The sequence below is a fragment of the Pseudomonas viridiflava genome (assembly GCF_900184295.1).
GTDB classification, from domain to species: Bacteria; Pseudomonadota; Gammaproteobacteria; order Pseudomonadales; family Pseudomonadaceae; genus Aquipseudomonas; species Aquipseudomonas viridiflava.
The window spans coordinates 3,049,008-3,072,048 of sequence record NZ_LT855380.1 but is presented as its reverse complement, the minus strand read 5'-3'; the positions used below and the strand labels follow the sequence as shown (position 1 = coordinate 3,072,048).

At 58.3% G+C, this 23,041-nt stretch carries 19 protein-coding genes; 11 read left to right on the top strand and 8 right to left on the bottom strand.

Features of this window, described 5'->3' with window-relative positions:
• Positions 1 to 213: 213 nt before the first annotated feature.
• The 3 genes from CFBP1590_RS13855 to CFBP1590_RS13845 are packed head-to-tail and all read left to right on the top strand — an operon-like array spanning position 214 to position 1,932.
• Positions 214 to 438, top strand: a complete 225-nt coding sequence (locus CFBP1590_RS13855) for a metallothionein (RefSeq protein ID WP_029242596.1) — start codon at positions 214 to 216, stop codon at positions 436 to 438.
• A gap of 39 nt (positions 439 to 477) precedes the next feature.
• Entirely contained in the window at positions 478 to 1,320 is an 843-nt protein-coding gene (locus CFBP1590_RS13850; RefSeq protein ID WP_088235279.1) for an OBAP family protein, read from the top strand.
• A gap of 45 nt (positions 1,321 to 1,365) precedes the next feature.
• Complete coding sequence (locus CFBP1590_RS13845; protein ID WP_088235278.1) at positions 1,366 to 1,932, top strand: cupin domain-containing protein; 567 nt, start codon at positions 1,366 to 1,368, stop codon at positions 1,930 to 1,932.
• A 27-nt stretch (positions 1,933 to 1,959) separates the two neighbouring features.
• Here CFBP1590_RS13845 and CFBP1590_RS13840 read toward each other — a convergent pair whose 3' ends face one another.
• From CFBP1590_RS13840 to galE, 4 genes are all read right to left on the bottom strand, one after another.
• The gene (locus CFBP1590_RS13840; RefSeq protein ID WP_088235277.1) at positions 1,960 to 3,129 is read right to left on the bottom strand and encodes a zinc-dependent alcohol dehydrogenase; all 1,170 of its coding nucleotides are present in this window, start codon (positions 3,127 to 3,129) and stop codon (positions 1,960 to 1,962) included.
• Positions 3,129 to 3,983, bottom strand: a complete 855-nt coding sequence (locus tag CFBP1590_RS13835; RefSeq protein ID WP_088235276.1) for an SRPBCC family protein — start codon at positions 3,981 to 3,983, stop codon at positions 3,129 to 3,131. Before CFBP1590_RS13835 ends, CFBP1590_RS13840 begins: the two co-directional genes overlap by 1 nt.
• A 95-nt stretch (positions 3,984 to 4,078) precedes the next feature.
• On the bottom strand, positions 4,079 to 4,594 hold the full coding sequence (locus CFBP1590_RS13830) for a ferritin-like domain-containing protein (RefSeq protein ID WP_004882337.1): 516 nt from the start codon (positions 4,592 to 4,594) through the stop codon (positions 4,079 to 4,081).
• A 103-nt stretch (positions 4,595 to 4,697) separates the two neighbouring features.
• Entirely contained in the window at positions 4,698 to 5,726 is a 1,029-nt protein-coding gene (galE, locus tag CFBP1590_RS13825) for a UDP-glucose 4-epimerase GalE (RefSeq protein WP_004882336.1), read from the bottom strand.
• 412 nt (positions 5,727 to 6,138) lie between these two features.
• Between galE and CFBP1590_RS13820 the strand changes: the two genes are divergently transcribed.
• The 5 genes from CFBP1590_RS13820 (at position 6,139) to CFBP1590_RS13800 (ending at position 13,126) form a co-directional block, all read left to right on the top strand.
• Positions 6,139 to 7,296, top strand: a complete 1,158-nt coding sequence (locus CFBP1590_RS13820) for a glycosyltransferase family 1 protein (RefSeq protein WP_088235275.1) — start codon at positions 6,139 to 6,141, stop codon at positions 7,294 to 7,296.
• A complete protein-coding gene (glf, locus tag CFBP1590_RS13815; protein WP_029242603.1) occupies positions 7,284 to 8,480 on the top strand; it encodes a UDP-galactopyranose mutase in 1,197 nt (398 codons plus the stop codon). Before CFBP1590_RS13820 ends, glf begins: the two co-directional genes overlap by 13 nt.
• 1 nt (position 8,481) lies before the next feature.
• Positions 8,482 to 9,627: a family 1 glycosylhydrolase gene (locus CFBP1590_RS13810; RefSeq protein WP_088235274.1), complete on the top strand. Its 1,146-nt coding sequence runs from the start codon at positions 8,482 to 8,484 to the stop codon at positions 9,625 to 9,627.
• A gap of 3 nt (positions 9,628 to 9,630) precedes the next feature.
• Complete coding sequence (locus CFBP1590_RS13805) at positions 9,631 to 11,385, top strand: ABC transporter ATP-binding protein (RefSeq protein WP_088235273.1); 1,755 nt, start codon at positions 9,631 to 9,633, stop codon at positions 11,383 to 11,385.
• Between the two features lie 133 nt (positions 11,386 to 11,518).
• On the top strand, positions 11,519 to 13,126 hold the full coding sequence (locus CFBP1590_RS13800) for a hybrid sensor histidine kinase/response regulator (RefSeq protein ID WP_088235272.1): 1,608 nt from the start codon (positions 11,519 to 11,521) through the stop codon (positions 13,124 to 13,126).
• Positions 13,127 to 13,222: 96 nt separating this feature from the next.
• On the opposite strand, the gene CFBP1590_RS13795 is transcribed toward CFBP1590_RS13800, so the two are convergent.
• Positions 13,223 to 13,828, bottom strand: a complete 606-nt coding sequence (locus tag CFBP1590_RS13795; RefSeq protein ID WP_029242607.1) for a TetR/AcrR family transcriptional regulator — start codon at positions 13,826 to 13,828, stop codon at positions 13,223 to 13,225.
• A 119-nt stretch (positions 13,829 to 13,947) separates the two neighbouring features.
• On the opposite strand from CFBP1590_RS13795, the gene CFBP1590_RS13790 reads away from it, so the two are divergent.
• The 3 genes from CFBP1590_RS13790 (at position 13,948) to CFBP1590_RS13780 (ending at position 19,687) form a co-directional block, all read left to right on the top strand.
• Positions 13,948 to 15,132 carry an efflux RND transporter periplasmic adaptor subunit gene (locus CFBP1590_RS13790; RefSeq protein ID WP_029242608.1) on the top strand — a complete coding sequence of 395 codons (1,185 nt, stop codon included), beginning with the start codon at positions 13,948 to 13,950 and terminating at the stop codon, positions 15,130 to 15,132.
• 15 nt (positions 15,133 to 15,147) lie between these two features.
• Positions 15,148 to 18,243 carry an efflux RND transporter permease subunit gene (locus tag CFBP1590_RS13785; RefSeq protein ID WP_032663895.1) on the top strand — a complete coding sequence of 1,032 codons (3,096 nt, stop codon included), beginning with the start codon at positions 15,148 to 15,150 and terminating at the stop codon, positions 18,241 to 18,243.
• Between the two features lie 424 nt (positions 18,244 to 18,667).
• Positions 18,668 to 19,687, top strand: a complete 1,020-nt coding sequence (locus CFBP1590_RS13780) for a hypothetical protein (RefSeq protein ID WP_058432932.1) — start codon at positions 18,668 to 18,670, stop codon at positions 19,685 to 19,687.
• A 122-nt stretch (positions 19,688 to 19,809) separates the two neighbouring features.
• On the opposite strand, the gene CFBP1590_RS13775 is transcribed toward CFBP1590_RS13780, so the two are convergent.
• Genes CFBP1590_RS13775 through CFBP1590_RS13765 form a run of 3 tightly spaced genes read right to left on the bottom strand, consistent with a single transcriptional unit; the run spans position 19,810 to position 22,897 of the window.
• Positions 19,810 to 20,733: a sugar phosphate isomerase/epimerase family protein gene (locus CFBP1590_RS13775; RefSeq protein ID WP_057408258.1), complete on the bottom strand. Its 924-nt coding sequence runs from the start codon at positions 20,731 to 20,733 to the stop codon at positions 19,810 to 19,812.
• 60 nt (positions 20,734 to 20,793) lie between these two features.
• Positions 20,794 to 21,963, bottom strand: coding sequence for a Gfo/Idh/MocA family protein (locus CFBP1590_RS13770; protein WP_088235271.1), 1,170 nt, complete (start codon positions 21,961 to 21,963; stop codon positions 20,794 to 20,796).
• 13 nt (positions 21,964 to 21,976) lie between these two features.
• Positions 21,977 to 22,897 carry a TIM barrel protein gene (locus CFBP1590_RS13765; RefSeq protein WP_058432930.1) on the bottom strand — a complete coding sequence of 307 codons (921 nt, stop codon included), beginning with the start codon at positions 22,895 to 22,897 and terminating at the stop codon, positions 21,977 to 21,979.
• Between the last annotated feature and the right edge of the window lie 144 nt (positions 22,898 to 23,041).

The window sequence follows — 23,041 nt, the reverse complement described above, 5'->3', positions numbered from 1 at the left end:
GCACTGCAGAAGGTGACGGCCATCGCAGAGCCGGTGGCCATGCGTGTTCTGGGGACAGAGGGTTCGATGCCGGATATCCCTGGCGCGTCACGTCTCAGGATGCATCCGCCACCGCTGGTCGGTGTCCGGGCAGATTCCGACAACTATCCAGGCTGGCCTGTTTCGAAAATGACAGGCGCTGAATCAGGCGCTTCTTTAAATCAGGAGAGCTTTATGACTGATAACACCTGTGCTTGTCCGCAATGCAACTGCGCGGTCGACAGCAACACCGTTGTTGAACAAGATCATCAGCAGTTCTGCTGCGAGGCCTGCGCGAACCACCACGTCAATCACGAGAAATGCCAGTCGCCGGGCTGTCATTGCGAAGAGGCGGCGGAAGACAAACTGGATGAGGCAATCGAGGAAACCTTCCCTGCCAGTGACCCGATTTCGCCCTGATACCGCTTTGTGCCAACACCATCTTCAAGGGACAGAATCGTGACTTTCTCAACTACCTACTGCCGCCTGAATCATCTGAAGCACTTGCAGGTGAGCAAACGTATTGCGCTGTTGGCGACGCTGACAGCGCTCTCGGCCTGCAACGGAACTGATACACGCCCGCCGGTATCGTCTCCAGGGGCTGACAAGCAGGCCTCGACTGCGGTGCTTGAGACCGGCGCCGCCATGCTTCAATCACACCCGCCGCTCGATGCGTTGAATACGTATCTGGATGGCTTTCATTTCTACAACGGCACGATCGAATCGCAGATGGAAGCGCACCATTACTGCTCGATTCTCAACGAAGAGGTCATTCAGTGCGTGATCTACGACGGCAACGTCAAGGATGCGCACTTGATGGGCGTCGAGTACATCATCAGCGCCAGGTTGTTCGAAGGCCTGCCAACTGAAGAAAAAGCCTATTGGCACAGTCATTCCCATGAAGTGACGTCGGGCCAGCTGGTTGCTCCCGGTATTCCAGAACCTGCCGAGCACGCGCTCATGGAAAAGCTGGTCAATACCTACGGCAAGACCTGGCATACGTGGCACACCGACAAGGACAAATCGCTGCCCCTGGGTGTGCCTCAGTTGATGATGGGCTTTACCCGGGACGGACAGGCCGACCCGCAGATGGTCAAGGCGCGTGACGAACGGATGGGGCTGGACAGCGTCGCCGAACGCGAGGCGCGCAAGGACATCAAGCCTCAGCCCGTGTTGCCGGGTGCAAACGCCTGGATGGATGGCAAGGTCATCCAGTTGCCCGATCCGAGCGGTACGGCGTCCCATCACCCAGCCCCGAGGCCACAGGATAAAGGCACCAACAGCCGGTCTCCCGCACCTTGAGTGTGGGCTACCCGCGTGAGTGCGGTTCGACAAAGGAGTGACTGCATGAACAGCTTGAATGAGGAGTTTGCGTACCGGGAGCTTTCACTGCTGGTGCCGCATGTCCTGTTCTTCGAAGACGACGGCTCCACGCCCAACAGCCGGTTTCCGGTGCTTGTTTATGAACTGGCGATCAACCCGGACATGGATGTGGCGACGGCTTTCGAGCGTCTGTTCGAAAGCAACGAATGGTCGCCACTCTGGCGGGACGGCGTATTCGACTATCACCATTACCACTCCACGGCCCATGAGGTGCTGGGCGTCGCCAGCGGGCACGCCACACTGCGGCTGGGTGGTGAACATGGCAGCGATCACAGGGTCAAGGCCGGCGATGTGCTGGTTCTTCCAGCCGGGACCGGTCATTGTCGCCTTGAGCAGAGTGAAGACTTTCTGGTGGTCGGTGCCTATCCGCGAGGCCAGGAAGACTATGACATTCAACGCGTCGATCCTGCGGTGCATGATCAGGCGGTGGCTCGCATCGCCAAGGTGCCGACCCCGCTTACCGATCCGGTCACAGGGCAGGGCGGATCGCTGATCGATACGTGGATCGATGACGAGCACGACGGGGGCTGACCCCGTCGTGGTTGATGCAGCTGGCGGTCAGGGTTCGAAGACTGCCCGCAGGCAGTGATCGGTCTTTTCCTTGAACATCGCGTAGCCCTTCGGCGAATCCTCCAGACTCATGCGATGAGTCAACAGAAACGAAGGATCCAGCTCGCCATTGCGGATATGGTTAAACAGGGTCGGAGCATAGCGCTGGCCCGGCTGTTGGCCTGAGCGCAAGGTCAGTGCCTTGTTGACGATGGCACCCATTGGAAACTTGTCCAGCAGCCCGCCATAAACGCCGACCACCGACACCGTGCCGCCCTTGCGACAGGCGCGTATGGCCTGGCGCAGTACGGTGCCGCGTTCCGTGTGCAGGCGCAGCATTTGCTTGGCCTTGTCGTAGGCGTAATCGATTTCCGTGCCATGGGCTTCCATGCCAACGCAGTCGATACAGCGATCAGGGCCTCGACCCCCGGTCAATTCCAGCAGCGCTTCGTGCACATGGGTGGTTTCGTAGTTGATCACCGTTGCGCCGACCTTTTGTTGCGCCAGACGTAATCGGTCCGGATACCGGTCAATGGCGATCACCTGCTCGGCGCCCAGCAGAAACGCGCTGCGTATCGCCATCAGACCGACACCACCGCAGCCCCAGACCGCGACGATATCGCCGGGCTCGATGTCGGCGTTATCCGCCGCGAAGTAGCCCGTGGGTGCAGCATCGGAAACGAACAGCGCCTGATCGTCGTTCACCCCATCGGGCACTGTGAACAGGTTCACGTCGGCAAAAGGCACGCGAATGTATGTGGCGTGGCTGCCTGCGTACCCACCGAAGGCATGGCTGTAACCGATGATGCCGCAGCAGGGCTGGCCATAAGCAATGTCAGTGGTCGAGGGGTTGGGGTTCGGGTTGTCGCAGCAGGAGAAGTCACTGCGTTTGCAGGGCTCGCACTGCCCGCAGCCGATAATTGAAATGGTGATGACCCTGTCGCCTTTCTTGACGGTTTTCACCGCCGAGCCGGTCTCGACCACTTCACCGAGAAACTCGTGGCCGATGATATCGCCCGGTTTCATTGCCGGGACGTAACCGCCCAGCAGGTGCAGGTCAGAGCCGCAGACCGAAGACAGTGTCACGCGAATGATCGCGTCACGGGGGTTGAGGATCGCAGGATCGGGGACCGTATCGACTTGCAGTTTGTTGGGGGCTTGCCAGGTCAGCGCGCGCATCAGGCATTCCCCCTTTCCAGCAGCGATTGCGGACGCGGCAGGGCCGCTACCTCGGGCTGCTCATGCGCAGGCTCGGGGGTGTCGGTTGTCTGGCCGTGCAGGAACAGGAAGTCACGCACTTCGCTGGCCCGCATCTGATTGGTGCTCACTTCACCGGTCTCCAGATGCTGCTTGAGATTGCTCAACAGATTGAGCAGCGCCTTGTCGCTGAACGTGCTGATGGCCTTGGCCAGTGCATGACCCAGGCTTCCTGCGCCGGGCTCGCAGACGGCAACGACCTTCAGCTCGGTGCCGCGGTTGCCTGGTGCGGATTTGAGGTACGCCGAGATGTCGTGCTGCCATTTGCCTTCGGGCCGGGTACGCCAGTGAAGGCTGTCGTCGATGTTCGAAGGCTGTCGTTGCACGGTCCAGCTCAGCTTGCGACCCAGCGGGCCGCGCACGGTCCATCGACTGGTATCTGCGTCAACGGCTTCGATGCTGTCGACCCATGGAATCAGCGGACCAATGTTCTGCGGTTGCTCCAGAAAATCGCGTACTTCGCTGAGGGGCTTGCCGATGGTGACACTGCGGGAAACGGCTTCACTGGCCTTCCAGCCGTGAGCGTTCTGAAACTGATGTTCAAACGGGGTCGGGGCCAGGCTGCGCTTTATCGCGCAACGCCCGGTGGCGCCGCGAAACACGCAGTAAGCGCCAGCGGCCGCTCCCAGCAAGCCGACGACACCGCCGCGGTGCAGGGCGGTGAACAGCAGCAGGCTGCCGGCAGTGATGGACAGGGCGCGTTCGGTTGTTTTCAGCTCGGGGTGGTTGACGCGCCAGATGGTGGACCTGGCTGCAACCAGTGGTAGTTGATTCATGAGTCACTCCTCGTCGAATCAATGACAGCGGGATCGTCGAGCGGCAACTGCAGTGATACGCGCCCGACCACTGTCTGGTCTTTAGGGTATCGTTATCAGCGCTTTGCCTCGACGTTCGGCGATTCAGAGCGATTCAGGAACGCTCTGGTGATTTCAGGCAAGTGCTCGCGCAGCCAGTCCGCCATGGCGACTTCCTGCTTCAGGATCTGCTCGCAATCCTTGCGGATCTGAGGTTCGCCCGCCGCCTCTGCGGCCTCGATGAGTACGGTGTACGTCGCGATTTCAATGTTCTCGAACACATAACCGCTCATCGCGCCTTTAACGACTTCGTCAGACATCAACATACCGCCCAGTCCCTGACCGACTGCCATCAGCTTTCCGCCAATGTCCTTTATTGTCGAAGGGCTGCTGTCCAGACGCGTGAGGCATGCCTCGACTTTCTCCTGCTGGCCCCGCGTTTCCTCGATGTGCTGTTCAATCCTTTTTTTGAGTACCGGGTAGTGCTCCAGTCTTTCCGCCTGGGCCGTCAGCATTTTTTCCGCCTGTTGCTCCATGGCGTGTGCATCGCGCAGCCAATCGATAAGGTTGTCCTGTTTTGTCGTCGTGCTCATGGTGCGTACCTCTTCTGAGTGAGTGGTAAAAAGTAGAAAAATGCTGCGTTGAACCGGTTCCGAGGTTTGTCCGGCAGGGTGACGAATGGCCCTGAAACAGGCATCAGCCCACCAATACCTCGAGTTCCAGGCCCTGCGGGTTCATGCATTGCCAGCGCCAGGCGTCGGTCAGCATGGCTTCAAGGTCATGCCGGGCCTGCCAGTTCAGCTCAAGCAGCGCCTTGCCAGGATCCGACCAGCACTCCGCCACGTCGCCTGAGCGGCGAGGCTCGAAGACGAGGGGCACCTTGACGCCCGAGATTCGCTCGAAGGTCTTCACCACTTCGAGCACCGAATACCCTCGACCGGTGCCCAGATTCCAGATGGACACGCCGCGCTGGGTGCCTATGCGGGCCAATGCTTGCAAATGGCCCTCGGCCAGATCCATCACATGCAGGTAATCCCGTATGCCGGTGCCATCAGGTGTCGGGTAGTCACTGCCGAACACATGCAGGGCAGGGCGCTGCCGATTGGCGACCTGCAGCAGGAATGGCAGCAGGTTATTGGGTGTGTTGCGTGGTGATTCACCCAGCATTCCGGATGGATGCGCGCCAATTGGATTGAAGTAGCGCAACAGGCCAATGGCCCAGCGCGGGTCCGAACTGGCGGCGCTCTTCATCACGTGTTCGGCCATGAGTTTGGAATGGCCGTAGGGATTGGTCGGCAAGCCCAGCGCGCAGGTTTCGTCCAGCGGCATGCGGTCGGCTTCGCCATAGACCGTGGCTGATGAGCTGAACAGCAGGTTGAAGACGCCGGCCTCGGCCATCGCCTGGCACAGATTGACGCTGCCACTGACATTGGTCTCGAAATAGCGCAGTGGCTCACGCACACTTTCGCCCACGGCCTTGAGGCCCGCACAGTGCACGACCGCTTCTATGGGGTATTCGGCGAACAGGGCATGCAGAGTGGCCTTGCTGCGAACGTCTCCAGGAATGAAGTCGAAATGTCTTCCGGTGATGTTTGCCACTCGATCAAGCGTTTCTCGCGAGCTGTTGCACAGGTTGTCCAGCACCAGCACCTCATTGCCGTGCTCAAGCAGCGCCAGCACGATATGAGCGCCAATGTATCCCGCACCACCGGTCACTAGGATCATGGTTGTCCTTCCTTTGGTTTTCGCGGCCTCGGGGAGAGGCAGGCTGACGACTCCGTCCCTCATGGATCAGGGCATACGGAGTGTTTGCGAGCGAAAATCAGGACCCATCGACCCAACAGACCAGTGACGTACTGCAGGTACCAAAAAAGCATTCGCTTATGACTAGGGAAATTTCCCCGCGCATGAGTTCAACGAACTTTTCCCAGTGGTGTGTGCACTTCATCGGGAGAACTGAACGGGCGGGCCGGAACACTCTCAATACCCTCAGTAAGGGCGGGCATCAGCAGAGCCTGTAAGGGTTTCAACGCTCATGGCCGCCTTGTTTTCATTCAATGAATGCAGTCGAAGTTCAGCCCTCAGAGGCGCCCTTCAGATTCGTCCGGGCACTTTTTTTCATAAGAAGGGAAACTTCATGAACCGTGCAGAAGCGATTCATTCAGACCTGTCGACCGCATCGCAAGCCAAGCCAGACACACGCCCCGTTCTGCTCTGCCTCTCTCACCTGAGGTGGGGTTTTGTCTACCAGCGTCCTCAGCACATCATGTCTCGGATGGCCCGCGACTATGACGTGCTTTTTTTCGAGGAGCCGGTCTTCGCCGATTCCCCCGATAGCCGCCTGGAAGCCTTGCCGCAGCCTTCAGGTGTAATCGTGCTGGTGCCTCATCTGCCTCGTGATCTGCCGCCTGATCAAGTGGTTCTCGCGCAACGTCAGTTGCTGGATCACTGGCTTGAGCAGCATCCATCAAACGATCTGCTCCTGTGGTACTTCACGCCCATGAGCCTGGCGTTCACCGATCATCTCTGGCCGCAGGCGATCATTTACGACTGCATGGACGAATTGTCTGCATTCAAGGGCGCGCCGCCTGAACTGATCGACATGGAACAGGATTTGCTGGAGCGTGCGGATGTGGTTTTCACGGGTGGCCACAGCCTCTGGGAGGCCAAGAAGGAACGGCACGATAATGTGCACTCCATGCCCAGCAGCGTGGACATCGAGCATTTCGCGACGGCCAGACGTGGGTTGAGCGATCCGCCCGATCAACAGGGCATTCCACGCCCACGCCTGGGGTTCTTTGGCGTCATCGACGAGCGATTCGACATCGAGCTGATTCGTCAGGTAGCCAGCGTCCGGCCTGACTGGCAAATCGTGTTGATTGGCCCTGTGGTCAAGATTGATCCGGGCAGCCTGCCGCAGTTGCCGAACATTCATTACCTGGGCGGCAAATCCTATGACGACCTGCCAGCCTACCTGTCCGGCTGGGACGTGGCGTTGATGCCATTCGCGATCAACGAGTCCACGCGCTTCATCAGCCCGACCAAAACTCCGGAATACCTGGCGGGCGGCTGCCCGGTGGTGTCGACGCCGATCACTGATGTGGTCAATACCTACGGAGACAGTGGTGTAGTGACCATCGCTGCTGACGCCGCGCAGTTTTGCGACGCCATCGAACGTGCGCTTGCGCGCGGCAAGTCCAGCGAATTCTACGATCGTGCCGACGCCGTGCTTGCGGACAAGTCCTGGGACAAGACCTGTGCAGCCATGAAGGAGCAGATCCAATGCCTGAAATAACCCTCGACTCAGCCATCAATGCTTCACAGTCCTACGATTTTCTAATTGTCGGTGCCGGTTTTGCCGGCAGCGTACTGGCTGAAAGACTGGCCGCAGGGCTCGGCAAGCGCGTGTTGTTGATTGATCGTCGTTCCCATATCGCAGGCAACGCCTACGACCATCTCGACAGCGCGGGCGTGCTGGTGCATCGCTACGGGCCGCACATCTTTCATACCAACGCCGAACGCATTGTCGACTACCTGTCGCAGTTCACCGAATGGCACAGCTACGAGCACCGGGTTCTGGCGCGGGTCGACGGCAAACTGGTGCCGATTCCCATCAACCTGGATACGTTGAATACGCTGTATGGCCTGCAGATGGACGAGCAGCAGGCCGAGGTGTTCCTGGCCGAACGTGCAGAGCCGGTGGAGATGATCAGGACTTCCGAGGATGTGGTGATCAATCAGATCGGACGAGAGCTGTACGAGAAGTTTTTCAGGGGTTACACGCGCAAACAGTGGGGCCTGGACCCTTCGCAACTGGACAAGTCGGTGACGTCCAGGGTGCCGACCCGCACCACGACCGACAGCCGCTATTTCGGCGACAGCTTTCAGAAGATGCCGCTGCACGGCTACACGAAAATGTTCGAGCGCATGCTGGATCACGAACGGATCGATATTGTGCTGGGCGTCGATTTTGCCGAGGTGCGTGAGGCGCTGTCCTATCGGCACTTGGTGTATTGCGGCCCCATCGATGAATATTTCGGCCGCTGTTACGGACGGCTTCCCTATCGCTCATTGCGCTTCGAACACAAAACGGTTGATCAGACTCGGTTCCAGCCCGTCGCGGTGGTCAATTACCCGGATGAAGAAGTCCCGTACACCCGTATTACTGAGTACAAGCACCTGACAGGGCAGCAGCATCCGAAAACCAGCGTGACCTATGAATTTCCGACTGCCGAGGGTGATCCGTACTACCCGATACCCCGTCAGGAGAACAACGAGCTGTACAAACGTTACAAGGCTCTGGCCGATCAGTCCGACGATGTCACCTTCCTTGGGCGCCTGGGCACGTACAAGTACTACAACATGGATCAGGTCGTAGGTCAGGCGCTGGCCTTGTATCAGCGTCTTGCCGAAGTGCATGCACCTGCTGCATCAGAGCTGAAACCGCCGGTGTTCAACGAACAGCCAGCGGGGAATTAGCATGCCAGGTCTGTTCAAGAGTTTTTTTGTGGGCGGATTCGAGTGTTCGACTCACCGGCGACGCGATGGCAAACGCCTGGACCTGCTGCATTCCACAGGCCACGCCCGCTGGCCAGCCGAGGACTTCGCGGCAATGGCGAACTGCGCCATGCGCACGGTGCGCAGCGGGCTGCGCTGGCACCTGATCGAAACGCGCCCCGGTGTCTATGACTGGAGCAGTTTCCTGCCCATGCTGCGGGCGGCTCGTGCTCAAGGCACCCAAGTGATCTGGGACCTCTGCCATTACGGTTACCCGGATGATATGGACATCTGGCGTCCACAGTTCGTGGAGCGTTTCGCGCGCTTTGCGGCTGCTGCGGCGCAGGTGATCAAGGATGAGGGGGAAGTTGTGCCGTTCTATTCGCCGATCAACGAGATTTCGTTCTGGAGCTGGGCGGGGGGCGATGTCGGCTATTTCAATCCCGGCATGGAACGCCGTGGTATGGAATTCAAACATCAGTTGATCAGGGCCAGCATCGCAGCGATCGAGGCGGTGCGCGACGTCGAGCCTGGCGCGCGTTTCGTGCAGGCTGACCCGTTGATTCATGTGATGCCGTCAAGCGGGCGCAACGATGACATCGAAGCCGCTGAAAATTATCGGCAGGCGCAATTCGAAGCCTGGGACCTCTTGAGCGGACGCCAGTGGCCCGGACTCGGAGGGCGACCCGAGTACCTGGACGTGCTGGGTGCCAATTTCTATCCCCACAACCAATGGATATTCAACGGTCGCCGCGTGATGCGCGACGAACCGGATTATCGGCCCTTCAGCGGCATGCTTCGTGAGCTGCACGCACGCTATGGCAGGCCCATTCTGGTGTCGGAAACAGGTGCCGAGGACGAGCAGCGTGTGCCCTGGTTTCGTTATGTGACCGATCAGGTCAGCAAAGCCGTGCAGGCGGGGGTGCCGGTGGAAGGCATCTGCTGGTATCCGATCCTGGATTATCCCGGCTGGGATGACGGGCGGTATTGCCCGGCGGGCCTGCTGGGCTATGCAGACGGCCAGGGTCAGCGTGCTGAGTTTCACCCGCTGCAACTGGCGATTCGTGAAGCGGATGAGGCGTTCGAAGCCCTGTATTCATCGGCGCTGAACGCTGAAAGAGGCAGATGAAGCATGCGAGCGAGCACTGCGACACCGCTGCCGGAACGTGCCGTGCCCTTTTTGATTCGCTACGTGTCTCTGCGGCCCTGGCATTTCGGCGCCATGTTCTTCCTGATCGTAGGCGCGGCCAGTTGCGCGGTGGCGGTGCAGTACGGCATGAAGATGCTGGTCGATGTCATGACCCTGGGCGACCGCAGAAGCGAGCACGTCTGGTTTCCGTTCTTCCTGTTCCTCGGGCTGATTGTGGTCGAAAACCTGTTCTGGCGACTCGGTGGCTGGCTGGGTTGCCGCACCGTCGTCGCCAGTTGCGCCGACCTGCGCGTGGACCTGTTCAATCACCTTACCGGTCACCCGATGCGCTACTTCGCCCAGCACTTTTCGGGATCGCTGGCCAATCGCATCTCATCGGCAGGTGCCGCGGCCGGCTCGATCTACGGTGGCCTGGCCTGGAAGATCATTCCACCCTGCGTCGACTTTCTGGGGGCCGTAGTGGTGCTGTACACGGTCAAGGTGGCCATGGCGAACGTGCTGATTCTGTGTGTGTTGCTGGTCGCTGCATTGATCACCGTGGTCGGTGTGCGCGGTCGCTCGAAACACATCGACTTTGCCGCGCATTCGGCCAGAGTGGGTGGCGAGATGGTGGATCTGGTCTCCAACATCTGGACCATCAAGGCGTTCTCTGCCCGCGAGCGCGAACGCCAGCGGCTGGAAGCCTCGATCGGCGTTGAAGCACGCGCGCAGCGGCGCAGCTGGATCTACCTGGAAAAGGCCCGTGTGCTGCACGACATCTGCCTGTCGGTCATGGCAGGCGGAATGCTGGGCTGGGCCATTCTATTGTGGCGGGCCGATGCCGTGACCGCCGGTGACGTGGTGCTGGTCAGCGCGTTGACCTTCCGTATCCTGCACGGCTCTCGAGACTTGGCACTGGCGCTGGTTGACACCTCGCAGCAACTGGGTGTTATCGCCGATACGCTGCGCATCATTATCCAGCCCTATACGTTGAGCGATGCCAAGGCCGAGTTGAAACCCAGTCGTGGAGCGATCCGTATTATCGATGTGTCGTACGGCTATCCGGAAGGACGTCGAATATTCGAGCACTTGAATCTGGATATACCCGCCGGACAGCGTGTGGGTATCGTCGGCTCCTCGGGCGCTGGAAAGTCCACCTTATTGAGCCTGTTACAACGTCTTGACGATGTCAGCAGTGGCGTGATTCTGATTGATGATCGCGATATCAGAGCCGTCAGCCAGGACAGTCTCAGGAAACAGATTGCCGTCGTTCCGCAGGAACCCACGCTGTTCAACCGCAGCATTTACGAAAACATCGCCTACGGGTTACCCGATGCGCGTTACGAAGACGTTATTCAAGCTTCGCGACAGGCTTACTGCGACGAGTTCATTCGCGCGCTACCGGAAGGTTATGACACGTTAGTGGGTGAGCGGGGCGTGAAACTGTCAGGCGGTCAGCGCCAGCGACTGGGATTGGCCCGGGTCTTTCTCAAGAATGCGCCGATCCTGATTCTTGACGAAGCGACGTCCGCACTGGACTCGCATTCCGAAGCAGTGATTCAGGTGGCACTTGCCAAACTGATGCACGGCAGAACTGTGCTGGTGGTGGCGCACAGGCTGTCTACTGTGGCCAATTTCGACCGGGTCATCGTGCTGCACGACGGACAAATCATTGAAGATGGACCGCCCATGCAACTGCGCAGACAAGGCGGTGTCTATGAGTCGCTCTGGGTCGCTCAGACACTCGTCGGCGAATGAATCAGGTTCTCCCGGCCCATCCATATGCATATAATTCTGTTTTTTTATTGCTGCATAGAACCCTTTCGAGGGTATTGAAGTCGTAAGCGGTGAGTGCGTGCAGTCACGCTGATATTATTCTGGGAGTTCTGGCGTGTCGGAAAACAAAACCCGTGTCGACAATACGGCGAGTGGTGACATCTCCCATAAGGGAAAGGATATCTTCTTCGCAGCGGTAGAAACGACACGCATGCCGATGATCGTGACTGACCCCAACACTGAAGATAACCCGATCATCTTCGCCAACAAGGCGTTTCTGGAAATGACCGGGTACGCCTCCGAAGAAATCATTGGCTCCAACTGTCGGTTCCTGCAGGGTCCGGAAACCGACCGGGCAGTGGTGCAGACCATTCGCGATGCGATTCATGAGCGCAACGATATCTCCACTGAGATACTCAACTATCGCAAGGACGGTTCGTCGTTCTGGAACGCTTTGTTCATCTCTCCGGTGTACAACGACGCGGGCGATCTGATCTATTTCTTTGCGTCACAGCTGGACATCAGTCGTCGCCGCGATGCCGAGGAAGCGCTTCGTCAGGCGCAGAAAATGGAAGCGCTCGGTCAACTGACTGGCGGCATCGCCCATGACTTCAACAATCTGCTGCAGGTCATGGGCGGATACATCGATCTGATCGGCACGGCGGCCGAAAAGCCGACCATCGACATTCCGCGCGTTCAGCGCAGCGTGCATCACGCCAAATCTGCTGTGGAAAGAGCGAGCACGCTCACCAAGCAATTACTGGCGTTCGCCCGGAAACAGAAACTGCACGGCCGGGTGCTCAATCTCAATGGTTTGATATCCAGCACTGAACCGCTGATCGAGCGTACGTTCGGCTCGGAAGTGATCATCGAGACCGATCTTGATCCGGGTTTGAAGAACTGCCGGATCGACCCGACGCAGGCAGAAGTCGCGCTGCTGAACATCTTCATCAATTCCAGAGATGCGTTGATTGGCAGGCCAAACCCCAAGGTCTTCATCGAGACGCGTAACCTGGTGGTCGATGAACTGGCCAACATGTCTTACGACGGCCTGTTGCCGGGACGCTACGTCAGCATCGCTGTGACGGATAACGGCATCGGCATGCCGTCGAGCATCCGGGACCGGGTGATGGACCCGTTCTTTACCACCAAGGAGGAGGGCAAGGGTTCAGGTCTGGGCCTGTCCATGGTGTACGGCTTCGCCAAACAGTCGGGCGGTGCAGCGCGTATTTACACCGAGGAAGGTGTGGGCACCACCTTGCGCCTTTACTTCCCGGTTGACGAAGCCACCATTGCCAGTGAGTCGCCTCAGGCGCTGGAGCAGCGGCAGCGACTGGGCAGCAGTGAGCGAATTCTGATCGTGGAAGACCGACCGGATGTTGCCGAACTGGCCAAGATGGTACTGGATGATTACGGCTACGCTTCAGATATCGTGCTCAACGCACGGGAAGCCTTGAAGAAATTCGAGTCCGGCAGCACGTACGATCTGCTGTTCACCGACCTGATCATGCCGGGCGGTATGAATGGGGTCATGCTCGCTCGTGAGGTCAAGCGTCGTTATCCCAAGATCAAAGTGCTGCTCACCACCGGCTATGCCGAGAGCTCGATAGAGCGCACCGATATCGGCGGCTCGGAGTTTGATGTGGTGTCCAAGCCCTGCATGCCTCACGATCTGGCCAGAAAAGTCAGGCAGGTGCTGGACGGGCCGAATGGTATTGCCTGACCGATGAGTGTCCAGTGACTTGAGAAGCCTGATTTCGGTCAGGCTTTTTTTGTCCGGGTCATTGCGCTGAAGCCTCTCGGTGTTCAGGCGCGTTTATCAGACGCTGTAACCTCGCACGAAGGTTTCGACCGCTCGCTCTACCGCACTGTCGATTTCATCGGCGGTCAACGCGTCACGAATGCCCATCAGCCGCGGGAACACGGTTTCCGAGTCAAACAGGGCAATAAGGTGGCGAGTGACAATGTCTGGATCCGCACGGCGCATGCTGCCCGCATCCATGTGCACGCTGAAGAAATCGGCCAGCAGTTTGAATGCGATCCTGGGCCCTGCCTCGTGAAACAGCATGCCAATGTCGCTGCGCCCCGACTCGCTGATTACCGTGCGCAACGTCTTGATCATGGCTTCGCTGGCCACGACGGACAGCGTGGCTTTTCCAAATGCGGTGAGCACTGTCGACAGGTCCTTGTCCTCGGTAGCAAGCAGCTTCTCCAGACTGGGCAGCAACTGACTTTTCGCAGCCTTGCTGCTGACGGCTACAAATAGCGCTTCCTTGGAGTTGTAGTATCGGTAGAGCGTGGATTTGGAGCCACCCACCCGAGCTGCTATCGCAGCCATCGAAGCGGCTTCGAATCCATCTTCCTGAAACACCTGCGCCGCAGCGTCAATAATCGCGTCCCGCTTGGCATCTGTGAGCACTCGCACAATCAATTCTCCTATTACGATACCGAACTGTATCATTATCGCTTGACGGAACACGACCGCCAAAATATAACAGTACCGATTGGTATCGTTATGTCGAATCGTTGTCCGGAGCTTCCCTTATGTGTTCTGTCTTTCTCTGTCGCCGTCATGTCATGGCCGCTTTTCTGTCGATCAGTGTTCTGACGGGATGCGGCAAGCCGCCGGGCGGCCCTCCACCTGCACCTGGAACACCTGAAGTCGGCATACTCGCGGTGCAGGCACAGCGAGTGGTTTTCAGCACGGAGCTTCCGGGGCGCACTGCGCCGTTCATGATTGCCGAGATACGGCCCCAGGTCAGCGGGATCGTTCAGAAGCGCAGCTTTACGGAGGGCAGCACGGTCAAGGCGGGGCAAGTGCTCTACCTGATCGACCCTGCCACCTACCGCGCTACGTACAACAGTGACCTGGCGGCGCTGGCCAAGGCAGAAGCATCATTGACATCGGTCCGGCTCAAGAACGAGCGCTACAAAGAGCTGGCTGCCCTCGATGCGGTCAGTCGGCAGGACTACGACGATGCCGTGTCTTCATTGGGTGAGAGCCGGGCGGATGTTGCCTCGGCCAAAGCCAATGTCGAAAGCAGCCGTATCAATCTGACGTATACCCAGGTCAACGCTCCGATTACAGGTCGAATCGGTAAATCCGGTATCACCCCGGGCGCACTGGTCACTGCGAACCAGACCTCGACCATGGCGACCATTCAGCAACTTGACCCGATATACGTCGATGTCACGCAGCCGAGTGCGGCGTTGCTGCGCCTGAAAAAATCGCTGAGCAACGGCGAAATCCAGAAGAGTGGCGCCACTGCCGCCAAAGTGAGGTTGAAGCTTGAGGACGGCAGTCTCTATCCGCTGGAGGGCACCCTCGAGTTCTCCGACGTGACAGTGGATCAGGACACGGGCGCGATTACCCTGCGTGCCGTGTTCCCCAACCCGAATGCCGATCTGTTGCCTGGCATGTATGTGCGCGCGGTGCTTGAAGAAGGCTTCAAGGAGCAGGGATTGCTGGTTCCGCAGCAGGCAGTTTCCCGAGACAGCACGGGTAAACCCATGGCGTACGTGGTGGGTAAGGACAATACGCTGGAGCGCCGTGAGCTGACGACTGACCGTGCGATCGGTGATCAATGGCTGATCAGCAGCGGGTTGAATGTCGGTGACCAGCTGGTTGTCGACGGTCAGCAGCGCGCCTCGGCCGGCGTGAAGGTCAAGACCGTGCCATGGAAGCCGCAATCTGTAGCGGCAGTTGCCACGCCTTCCGACCTCCAATAATTCCGGGTAGATAACATGTCGCGCTTTTTCATCGATCGCCCCATCTTCGCCTGGGTTCTGGCCATCATCGTCATGCTCGCAGGCATCATGGCGATTCTGACGCTGCCCATTGCCCAGTACCCGACGATTGCGCCTCCCGCGATTGCGATCACTGCCAACTATCCGGGCGCATCGGCCAAGACGCTTGAGGACACCGTCACTCAGGTGATCGAGCAGAAGATGAAGGGCCTGGATAGGCTCAGTTATATCGCTTCGACCAGTGAGTCCAGTGGTTCGGTGACCATTACGCTGACCTTCGAAAACGGAACGGATGCCGATACTGCGCAAGTGCAGGTGCAGAACAAGCTCACTCTGGCGACGCCACTGCTGCCCTCTGAGGTTCAACAGCAGGGCGTGCAGGTCGTCAAATCATCGACCAACTTCCTCAATATTCTGGCATTCACCTCCGAAGACGGGCGAATGAACGGCGCGGATCTCTCGGATTACGTCTCGGCAAATATCCAGGAGGCGATTGGCAGGGTCGACGGCGTCGGAGATACAACGCTGTTTGGCGCGCAATATGCGATGCGTATCTGGATCAATCCCGACAAGCTGGCCAGTTACAAGATGACGCCCATAGACGTCAGGAACGCCATTCAGGCGCAGAACGTTCAGGTGTCGTCGGGACAATTGGGTGCGTTGCCTGCGGCGGGCAACCAGCAACTCAATGCAACCATCACCTCTCAGACGCGCTTACAAACCGCCGAGCAGTTCGAAGACATCCTGTTGCGCACCGAAACAGACGGTTCCCAGGTCCGGCTGCGTGACGTTGCCAAGGTCGAACTCGGCAGCGAAAGCTACAGCAATACCAGTCGATTCAATGGCAAACCGGCGGCAGGTCTGGCGATCAAGCTTGCCACGGGCGCCAATGCGCTGGACACCGTCAAGGCCATTGACGCGCGGATCGAGGAACTGAAGCCTTACTGGCCGGAAGGTGTGCGGGTTCAAAAGCCTTACGACATTACACCGTTCGTGCGTATTTCCATCGAAGAGGTGGTGCGTACGCTGGTAGAAGCCGTTGTGCTGGTTTTCCTGGTGATGTACCTGTTTCTGCAAAACTTCCGGGCCACGCTGATACCGACCATTGCGGTGCCTGTCGTGCTGCTTGGTACGTTCGGTGTGTTGGCGGTATTTGGCTACAGCATCAATACCCTGACAATGTTTGCGATGGTTCTGGCTATCGGTCTGCTGGTGGATGACGCCATCGTCGTGGTGGAAAACGTTGAACGAGTGATGAGTGAAGAGGGGCTTGAGCCGAAAGCGGCAGCCCGGCAATCCATGGAGCAGATCAGCGGCGCACTGGTGGGTATCGCTCTTGTTCTGGCCGCAGTGTTCATCCCGATGGCGTTCTTCAGCGGCTCTTCAGGTGTTATTTACCGGCAATTCTCGATCACCATCGTGTCGGCCATGACGCTCTCGGTGCTGGTTGCGATGATCCTGACGCCTGCGCTCTGCGCAACATTGCTCAAGCCGGTCGGCATCAACCACGGACAGGAACGTCGCGGGTTCTTCGGCTGGTTCAACAGGGCCTTTGATCGCGGTAGCAACCGGTATCAGGGGGTCGTCGGCCACATGCTTGTCCGACCCTGGCGTTACATGATCGGCTATGGGGTCATCGTCTTGCTGGTGATGCTGGGCTTCAGCAAGCTGCCTGTGGGCTTTCTTCCCGACGAAGATCAGGGGACCCTGTTTGCGCTGATCCAGCTTCCGCCAGGTGCCACGGAAAAACGAACCGACGAAGTGCTTCGTCAGGTCGAGCAGCATTTTATGGTGGACGAGAAAGATGCGGTTTCGGGTGTTTTCACTGTGTCCGGTTTCAGCTTTGCGGGCAGCGGCCAGAACATCGGTCTGGCGTTCGTCAAGCTGCGACCCTGGAACGAGCGCAGTGATGAATCCCTCACGGTTACCCAGGTAACTGCGCGTGCCTGGCAGGCTTTTTCTGGAATCAGGGACGCTCTGATAGTGCCCTTCGCGCCGCCTGCGGTGTCGGAGCTGGGCAATGCCACCGGATTCGACCTGATGCTTCAGGACCGCGGCAATCTGGGGCATGACGCGTTGATGAAAGCGCGTAATCAGTTGCTGGAAAAGCTGAGTAAGGATCCACGCCTGGTCGCGGTGCGTGCCAATGGCCAGGAGAATGCACCGGAGTTTCGTCTGCAGATTGACGCACACAAGGCCGGAACGCTCGGGCTGTCGATGTCGGATATCAACGATACGTTTTCCATGGCCTGGGGGAGCAATTACGTAAACGATTTTCTCGATCAGGGAAGGGTCAAGAAGGTGATGCTTCAGGCAGAAGCGCCGTTTCGTATGCTGCCTCAGGACATTGGCCGTTGGTACGTGCGAAACAGCGCCGGAACCATGGTGTCTTTTGCGGCCTTTGCCAAGGCTGAGTGGACTTCCGGTTCACCAAGGCTTGAACGTTACAACGGCGTGTCGTCCATCGAGATACTTGGCATGGCCTTGCCAGGTCAGGCGTCAAGCGGAGAGGCGCTGGCCATCGTTGAAGCGGCGGTCGCCGAACTGCCGCCGGGCTTCGGCTTCGAGTGGACAGGGCTGTCGCGTCAGGAGAAAGCCTCTACCGGACAGACGACGCTGCTGTACTCGCTCTCGATCCTGTTCGTGTTCCTGTGTCTGGCGGCTCTTTATGAGAGCTGGAGCGTGCCGTTATCGGTGATCATGGTCATCCCGCTCGGCGTCTTCGGTGTGCTGCTGGGCGCAGTTCTCACCTGGAAGATGAACGATGTGTACTTTCAGGTAGGACTGCTGACCACCATCGGGCTCGCGGCCAAGAACGCGATTCTCATTGTGGAATTTGCCAAGGATCTCCATGACCGCGGTACAGGAATCATCGAGGCGACGTTGCAGGCAACCCGAATGCGCTTGCGCCCGATTTTGATGACATCCTTTGCGTTCATTCTTGGCGTATTGCCGCTGGTGCTGAGCAGCGGTGCCGGCGCGGGTGCGCAGAACGCGCTTGGCGTCGCTGTAACCGGTGGCATGCTGTCGGGGACGATTCTGGCTCTGTTTTTCGTTCCGCTGTTTTTCATACTGGTCTATAGAAAGCGTTGATCAATCATCGTCCGCTGCGGCTTGTAACAGCGCAGCGGTCGCCTGTGTTCGTGGAAATGTTCATGTCATGTGGGCCTGTTCATTCAAAACGCTGCTGCCTTATCGCTCTGGTTCCATTAATAGCGCTACTTATATCAAATGCAGTGTTTGGCAGGATCGATAGTCAACAGCGCAATAGTAAACAACAGACAACTGATGACATCGCTCATCTGTATTGATTTATTATCGAATCTGCATGAAAAGCGAGCGAGTTGGAACATGGGTGAGCCGTTCCGTTCCGTTGGGTTTTGGCTAATATTCATAGAGTATTTGCTCTTCAAAAAAAGTTGTCGAAATCATTAAACTTATTCAAAGGGCCTTGGGTCATTGGAGTGTACGCCAAATAACTTAGCGTGTTCTGCCACTGACTCGAAGGATTACCACTATGATTCGCGATGACCGTATCGCCCCAGGCGCACCTGTCTATCAGGACACCCACGCCATGGCACCTTTGCTCAAACGTATTTCCTGGAGCGCGATTCTGGCCGGTGTGGTACTGGCCATGGTTGTTTCCCTGTTATTGAATCTACTGGGTACTGCCATTGGCACCGCCAGCATCGATCCCATGCAGGAAGCCAATCCGATGTCCGGTATCGGCACCGGCGCCGGTATATGGGTCGTTGTCAGTTCGGTCATCTCGCTGTTTGTCGGCGGCTGGGCTGCGGGGCGTCTGGCTCAGCGCGAAGGCGCTTTCCACGGTCTGCTGGTATGGGCGAGCGTATCGCTGATCACTGTCTATCTGGTCACCAGCGCTGTAACTGGCGTGGTACGTGGCGGTCTGAATCTGGCAGGCAGCGGCATGTCGGCACTGGGCAGCGGTATCGCTCAGGTTGCTCCGGCCGTGGGCACCAAGATTCAGGACCAACTGCGTGAGCAGGGCATCGAATTCAACCTGGACGATATTCAGGGTGAAATCGAAACCGCCATGCGTCAGACCGGCAAGGCCGAACTGAACCCCGATGCCATCAAGCAGGAAGCTCAGGCGACCCAGCAGGATGCGCAGAACACTGCAGAGCGCAGCGCGCAGAACCCACAGCAGGCTGACGAGCAGTTGGGCGGCCTGATGGATCGCATCAAGGCCAAGGGTGATCAGGCCTGGGATGCCGCTGACCGTCAGGCGCTGGTCAATCTGATCAAGGCGCGTGGCAACAAGACTGATGCAGAGGCCAACCAGATCGTAGATCAGGCTCAGGCCAGCTATCGTCAGGCTTATGCCAAGTATCAGGAACTGAAAGCCCAGGCTGAACAGAAAGCACGTGAAGCGGCTGAAGTGACTGCCAAGCGCGTATCGCAAGGCGCGTGGATTCTGCTGATCACTCTGGTGATCTCGGGTCTGGTCGCTGCCGGCGCAGGTGTACTGGGTCGTCGTACTCAGCCACCGGCCAAGGTTGTCGCTGCGGTCTGATACACGTGTTGAGTTGAGCGAATAAAGAAGGGGACGATAATCGTCCCCTTTTTTTAGCGCTTTTATAAGCCTGACTGTTCAACGGAGTCAGGGCGGTTTTACAGGTTGTGTGTTTAATACTGTCAGCTTCGATTGACAGCTGTGTCTGGCCAATACTTGTCCACGTAACTCTGAATCTCTCGCCGCATGAAAGTCCCGGACTGATCGGCGCGTTCTTCCCAGCCGAATACGCACGCCGTGACAATTCCATCAAAACCGACCTTGGCCAGCGAAGAGAAGAAAACGTCCCAATCAATTTCGCCCTGATACATGTCCATATGCTGATGCACTGTCACTTTGGCGCCGGGGGGATTGACGATATAGCGTAGCCCTGAAGACGCTTTGTGATTCCAGGTATCGGCGACGTGTACATGCGCAATCATCGGGCCTGCTTCGGCAATCATCTTCGCCATGTCATCGCCGAAGAAGAAAGTGTGCGGCGCGCAGTATAGAAATCTGACGTTACTGGAACCGATGCTCTTCAACATGTCGAGTGCAGGTTGCAATGTTTCGCACCAGTCTTCGGGGTGCGGCTCGATGTTCAGGTTGACTCCCTGCCTTTCAAGTTCAGGCACCAGTTCCTCCATGGACCGCCACCACGCGGCTTCGCTGGATTCGTGGCTATGACTGCCGCCGCAGCAGTTGCTTTTATGTCCTCGCTCGGGAGACGGCCCGCGGCCGAACTCGGAGTTCATGGTGTCGCAGTCCAGCTCCACGGCGACCTGAATGGCCTGCTTCCAATAGTCGACTGCCGTCGTGCGTTCATCTTCGTGTGGGCTGGCCCAGCGGTACATAGGCAGCAGCGAAGCAACCTTCAGGTCATGGTCTTTCAGGGCCTTCTTGAACTCGGCGATACGTTCCTTGTGCGCACGGGGTCTGACCCACCAGGGCAGAAAATCCTCGCGGGGCGACAGTTCCAGGTATTCGTATCCCATCTCTGCAGCCTTGCGACACACCTCAGTCAGGCTGAGATGGCGATGCATGTAAGGATCCAGGGCTATTTTCATTGTCATTCTCCAGTGGATGAACCTTGAGCAAAATCTGTCCGGCCTTGCGGGATCTGGAACTCAGTAATCAATCCATATCCCACCCTGATCGGCCGACTCCACGCAGCGCTGCACCCAGCGCACTCCCTCGACACCTGCGTTTATGTCGGGGTAGCGCAATGCCTGCAGCGTCGCCGCATCGCCACGTGTGGTGGCGTTCATGGCCAGAGCAAAGCGGTAGTAAAGGTTGGACCAGGCTTCGAACAGGCCTTCCGGGTGCCCGCCACCAATACGATCGTCGAGCAGCGCGTCTGGATGCAGATACCCCATGCCGCGCTCCAGTATCTGGGCGGGCTGGCCTTGCACTTCGAAGCTGAGCTGGTTGGGACGCTCATCCCACCACTCGAGGCTGGCCCTTGAGCCGATCACCCGAACCTTCTGGCCGTGCATTGACCCGGCGTTGACGGCACTGGACCAGACCCAGCCCATGGCACCGCCTTCGTACTCCATCAGGGTGTAGGCATTGTCTTCGAGCGGTGCCCGGCTTTTCACGAAGCTCTGTCGGTTGCATTGCAGCCGTTTGATTTTCAGCTCAGGCAACATGACTTCGGCGATGTACAACGGATGGGTGCCCACATCGCCCAATACATAGCTCGGCCCCGCAGTGCGTGGATCCACACGCCACTGAGTGGCCTGGTTTTGCGTTTCGACCGGAGCGCTGTGAAAGCCATGGGCGAACTGCATGTGCACCATGCGAATCTCACCAAGCTCGCCTGCGGCAATCATATGTCTGGCCTGCTCGATCAACTGGTGGCCCGCGTAGCCATAAGTCACGCCGACGATGCGCTGGTTGGCTCTGGATATTTCCCTGAGGGTCTCGGCTTCTTCGAGCGTGAAGCACAGCGGTTTCTCACACACCACATGCAAACCGGCTTCAAGTGCCGCTTTGGTGATGTTGAAGTGAGTGCCATTGGATGTGGCGACGGAAATGGCCTCGATACCGTCCGGGCGCCGGGCTTCCTGTTCAATAAGCTGCAGGTAGTCTGGGTAACAGCGTTCGGGGTCCACACCCAATTGTTCGCCAAAAGCACGGCCGCGCTCAGGGTCGATATCGAACGCGCCTGCAATTAACGCGAAGTTCTGGTCACGCAGTGCTGCCGAGCGGTGGATGTAGCCGATCTGGCTGTTCGCGCCGCCACCCACCATCGCCCATCGAACAGGGCGGGAAATACGCTTGCTGCCGTTGATCATGATCTTTTCCTTGTCAGAAACCGCAGCGGGTCAGGTAGGTACGGCTCTCGGTAACATCTGCCAGGCTGCCGCCGACATGGCGCGGGTCGCGTTCCTGCTCGACCGTGATATAGCCCTGGTAATCCAGTTCGCGAATGAGCGTGCGTAACGCGGGGTAGTCAATGAATCCGCGCCCGAGCGGGCACATCACGCCTTTGGCGCAAGCGGCGAAGAAAGTGATGCGTTCGCCGAGTACCTGATCGAACACCAGCGGATCGATGTCCTTGAAGTGCAGGTAATCGAGGCGTGACGCGTACTGGCGCAAGGTCGCTGCCGGGTCCATGCCTGCGTAGTAAAGATGTCCGGTGTCCAGGCACAGCCCGGCAACATCCGGGTGAATGTCCTGCACCAGTTGCGCCAGCTCGTCGGCGAACTCGATGTAGCCTCCGGCGTGGGGATGAATCACGGCCCGCACGCCGTAGCGATTCGCGATGTCTGCGATTTTGCGGATGTGCGCCATCATGGCGGACCATTCGGCAGCATTCAGACGAGGCGCCTTATCAGAATGCCCGGCTGCGTAGTCGCGCACCTCATGTCCCCAGTCGATGATGACCAGATAGGGGGCGGGAAGGTGTGGCTCCTGCTGTTGCCCGGCAGGCCGCAACGCTTTGAGCAGCGCACAGATATCGTGGGCCTGTTTCAGCAGCGAGGGCAGGTTTGCCGGGTCGACCAGATTGTCGAAGATCGTGCCTGCAATCAGGTGCAGACCATTCTCTGCCAGTGCTCCGCCAAGCTCGTCGACATTCAGCGGGAGATATCCATAAGGGCCCAGTTCGATGCCCCGATAACCAGCCTGCGCTGCTTCGCTGAGCACCTGACGCCACGGTGGCAGATAGGGATTGTTGACGTCGTCTACGCCCCAGCAGCAGGGGGCGGTGGATAAATGGATGGCCATTGGCTCACTCCGGCTGTTGTTATTGTTGTGTCAGGGGAGGGGTGATCGGTTGCATCAGGATGCTAGGTCGGTGTGCGCGGCACTGCTATAGTCCAGCCGGTAAAACTGTCAAAACCTTTTATGGATCGGTCAGAGACTTTCATT

Coding starts and splice junctions, on each gene's coding strand:
- CFBP1590_RS13790 (WP_029242608.1), top strand. CDS start 13,948: ATGTGTTCTGTCTTTCTCTGTCGCCGTCATGTCATGGCCGCTTTTCTG.
- galE (WP_004882336.1), bottom strand. CDS start 5,726: ATGATCCTAGTGACCGGTGGTGCGGGATACATTGGCGCTCATATCGTG.
- glf (WP_029242603.1), top strand. CDS start 7,284: ATGCCTGAAATAACCCTCGACTCAGCCATCAATGCTTCACAGTCCTAC.
- CFBP1590_RS13820 (WP_088235275.1), top strand. CDS start 6,139: ATGAACCGTGCAGAAGCGATTCATTCAGACCTGTCGACCGCATCGCAA.
- CFBP1590_RS13780 (WP_058432932.1), top strand. CDS start 18,668: ATGATTCGCGATGACCGTATCGCCCCAGGCGCACCTGTCTATCAGGAC.
- CFBP1590_RS13785 (WP_032663895.1), top strand. CDS start 15,148: ATGTCGCGCTTTTTCATCGATCGCCCCATCTTCGCCTGGGTTCTGGCC.
- CFBP1590_RS13775 (WP_057408258.1), bottom strand. CDS start 20,733: ATGAAAATAGCCCTGGATCCTTACATGCATCGCCATCTCAGCCTGACT.
- CFBP1590_RS13810 (WP_088235274.1), top strand. CDS start 8,482: ATGCCAGGTCTGTTCAAGAGTTTTTTTGTGGGCGGATTCGAGTGTTCG.
- CFBP1590_RS13835 (WP_088235276.1), bottom strand. CDS start 3,983: ATGAATCAACTACCACTGGTTGCAGCCAGGTCCACCATCTGGCGCGTC.
- CFBP1590_RS13845 (WP_088235278.1), top strand. CDS start 1,366: ATGAACAGCTTGAATGAGGAGTTTGCGTACCGGGAGCTTTCACTGCTG.
- CFBP1590_RS13855 (WP_029242596.1), top strand. CDS start 214: ATGACTGATAACACCTGTGCTTGTCCGCAATGCAACTGCGCGGTCGAC.
- CFBP1590_RS13830 (WP_004882337.1), bottom strand. CDS start 4,594: ATGAGCACGACGACAAAACAGGACAACCTTATCGATTGGCTGCGCGAT.
- CFBP1590_RS13805 (WP_088235273.1), top strand. CDS start 9,631: ATGCGAGCGAGCACTGCGACACCGCTGCCGGAACGTGCCGTGCCCTTT.
- CFBP1590_RS13765 (WP_058432930.1), bottom strand. CDS start 22,897: ATGGCCATCCATTTATCCACCGCCCCCTGCTGCTGGGGCGTAGACGAC.
- CFBP1590_RS13840 (WP_088235277.1), bottom strand. CDS start 3,129: ATGCGCGCGCTGACCTGGCAAGCCCCCAACAAACTGCAAGTCGATACG.
- CFBP1590_RS13770 (WP_088235271.1), bottom strand. CDS start 21,963: ATGATCAACGGCAGCAAGCGTATTTCCCGCCCTGTTCGATGGGCGATG.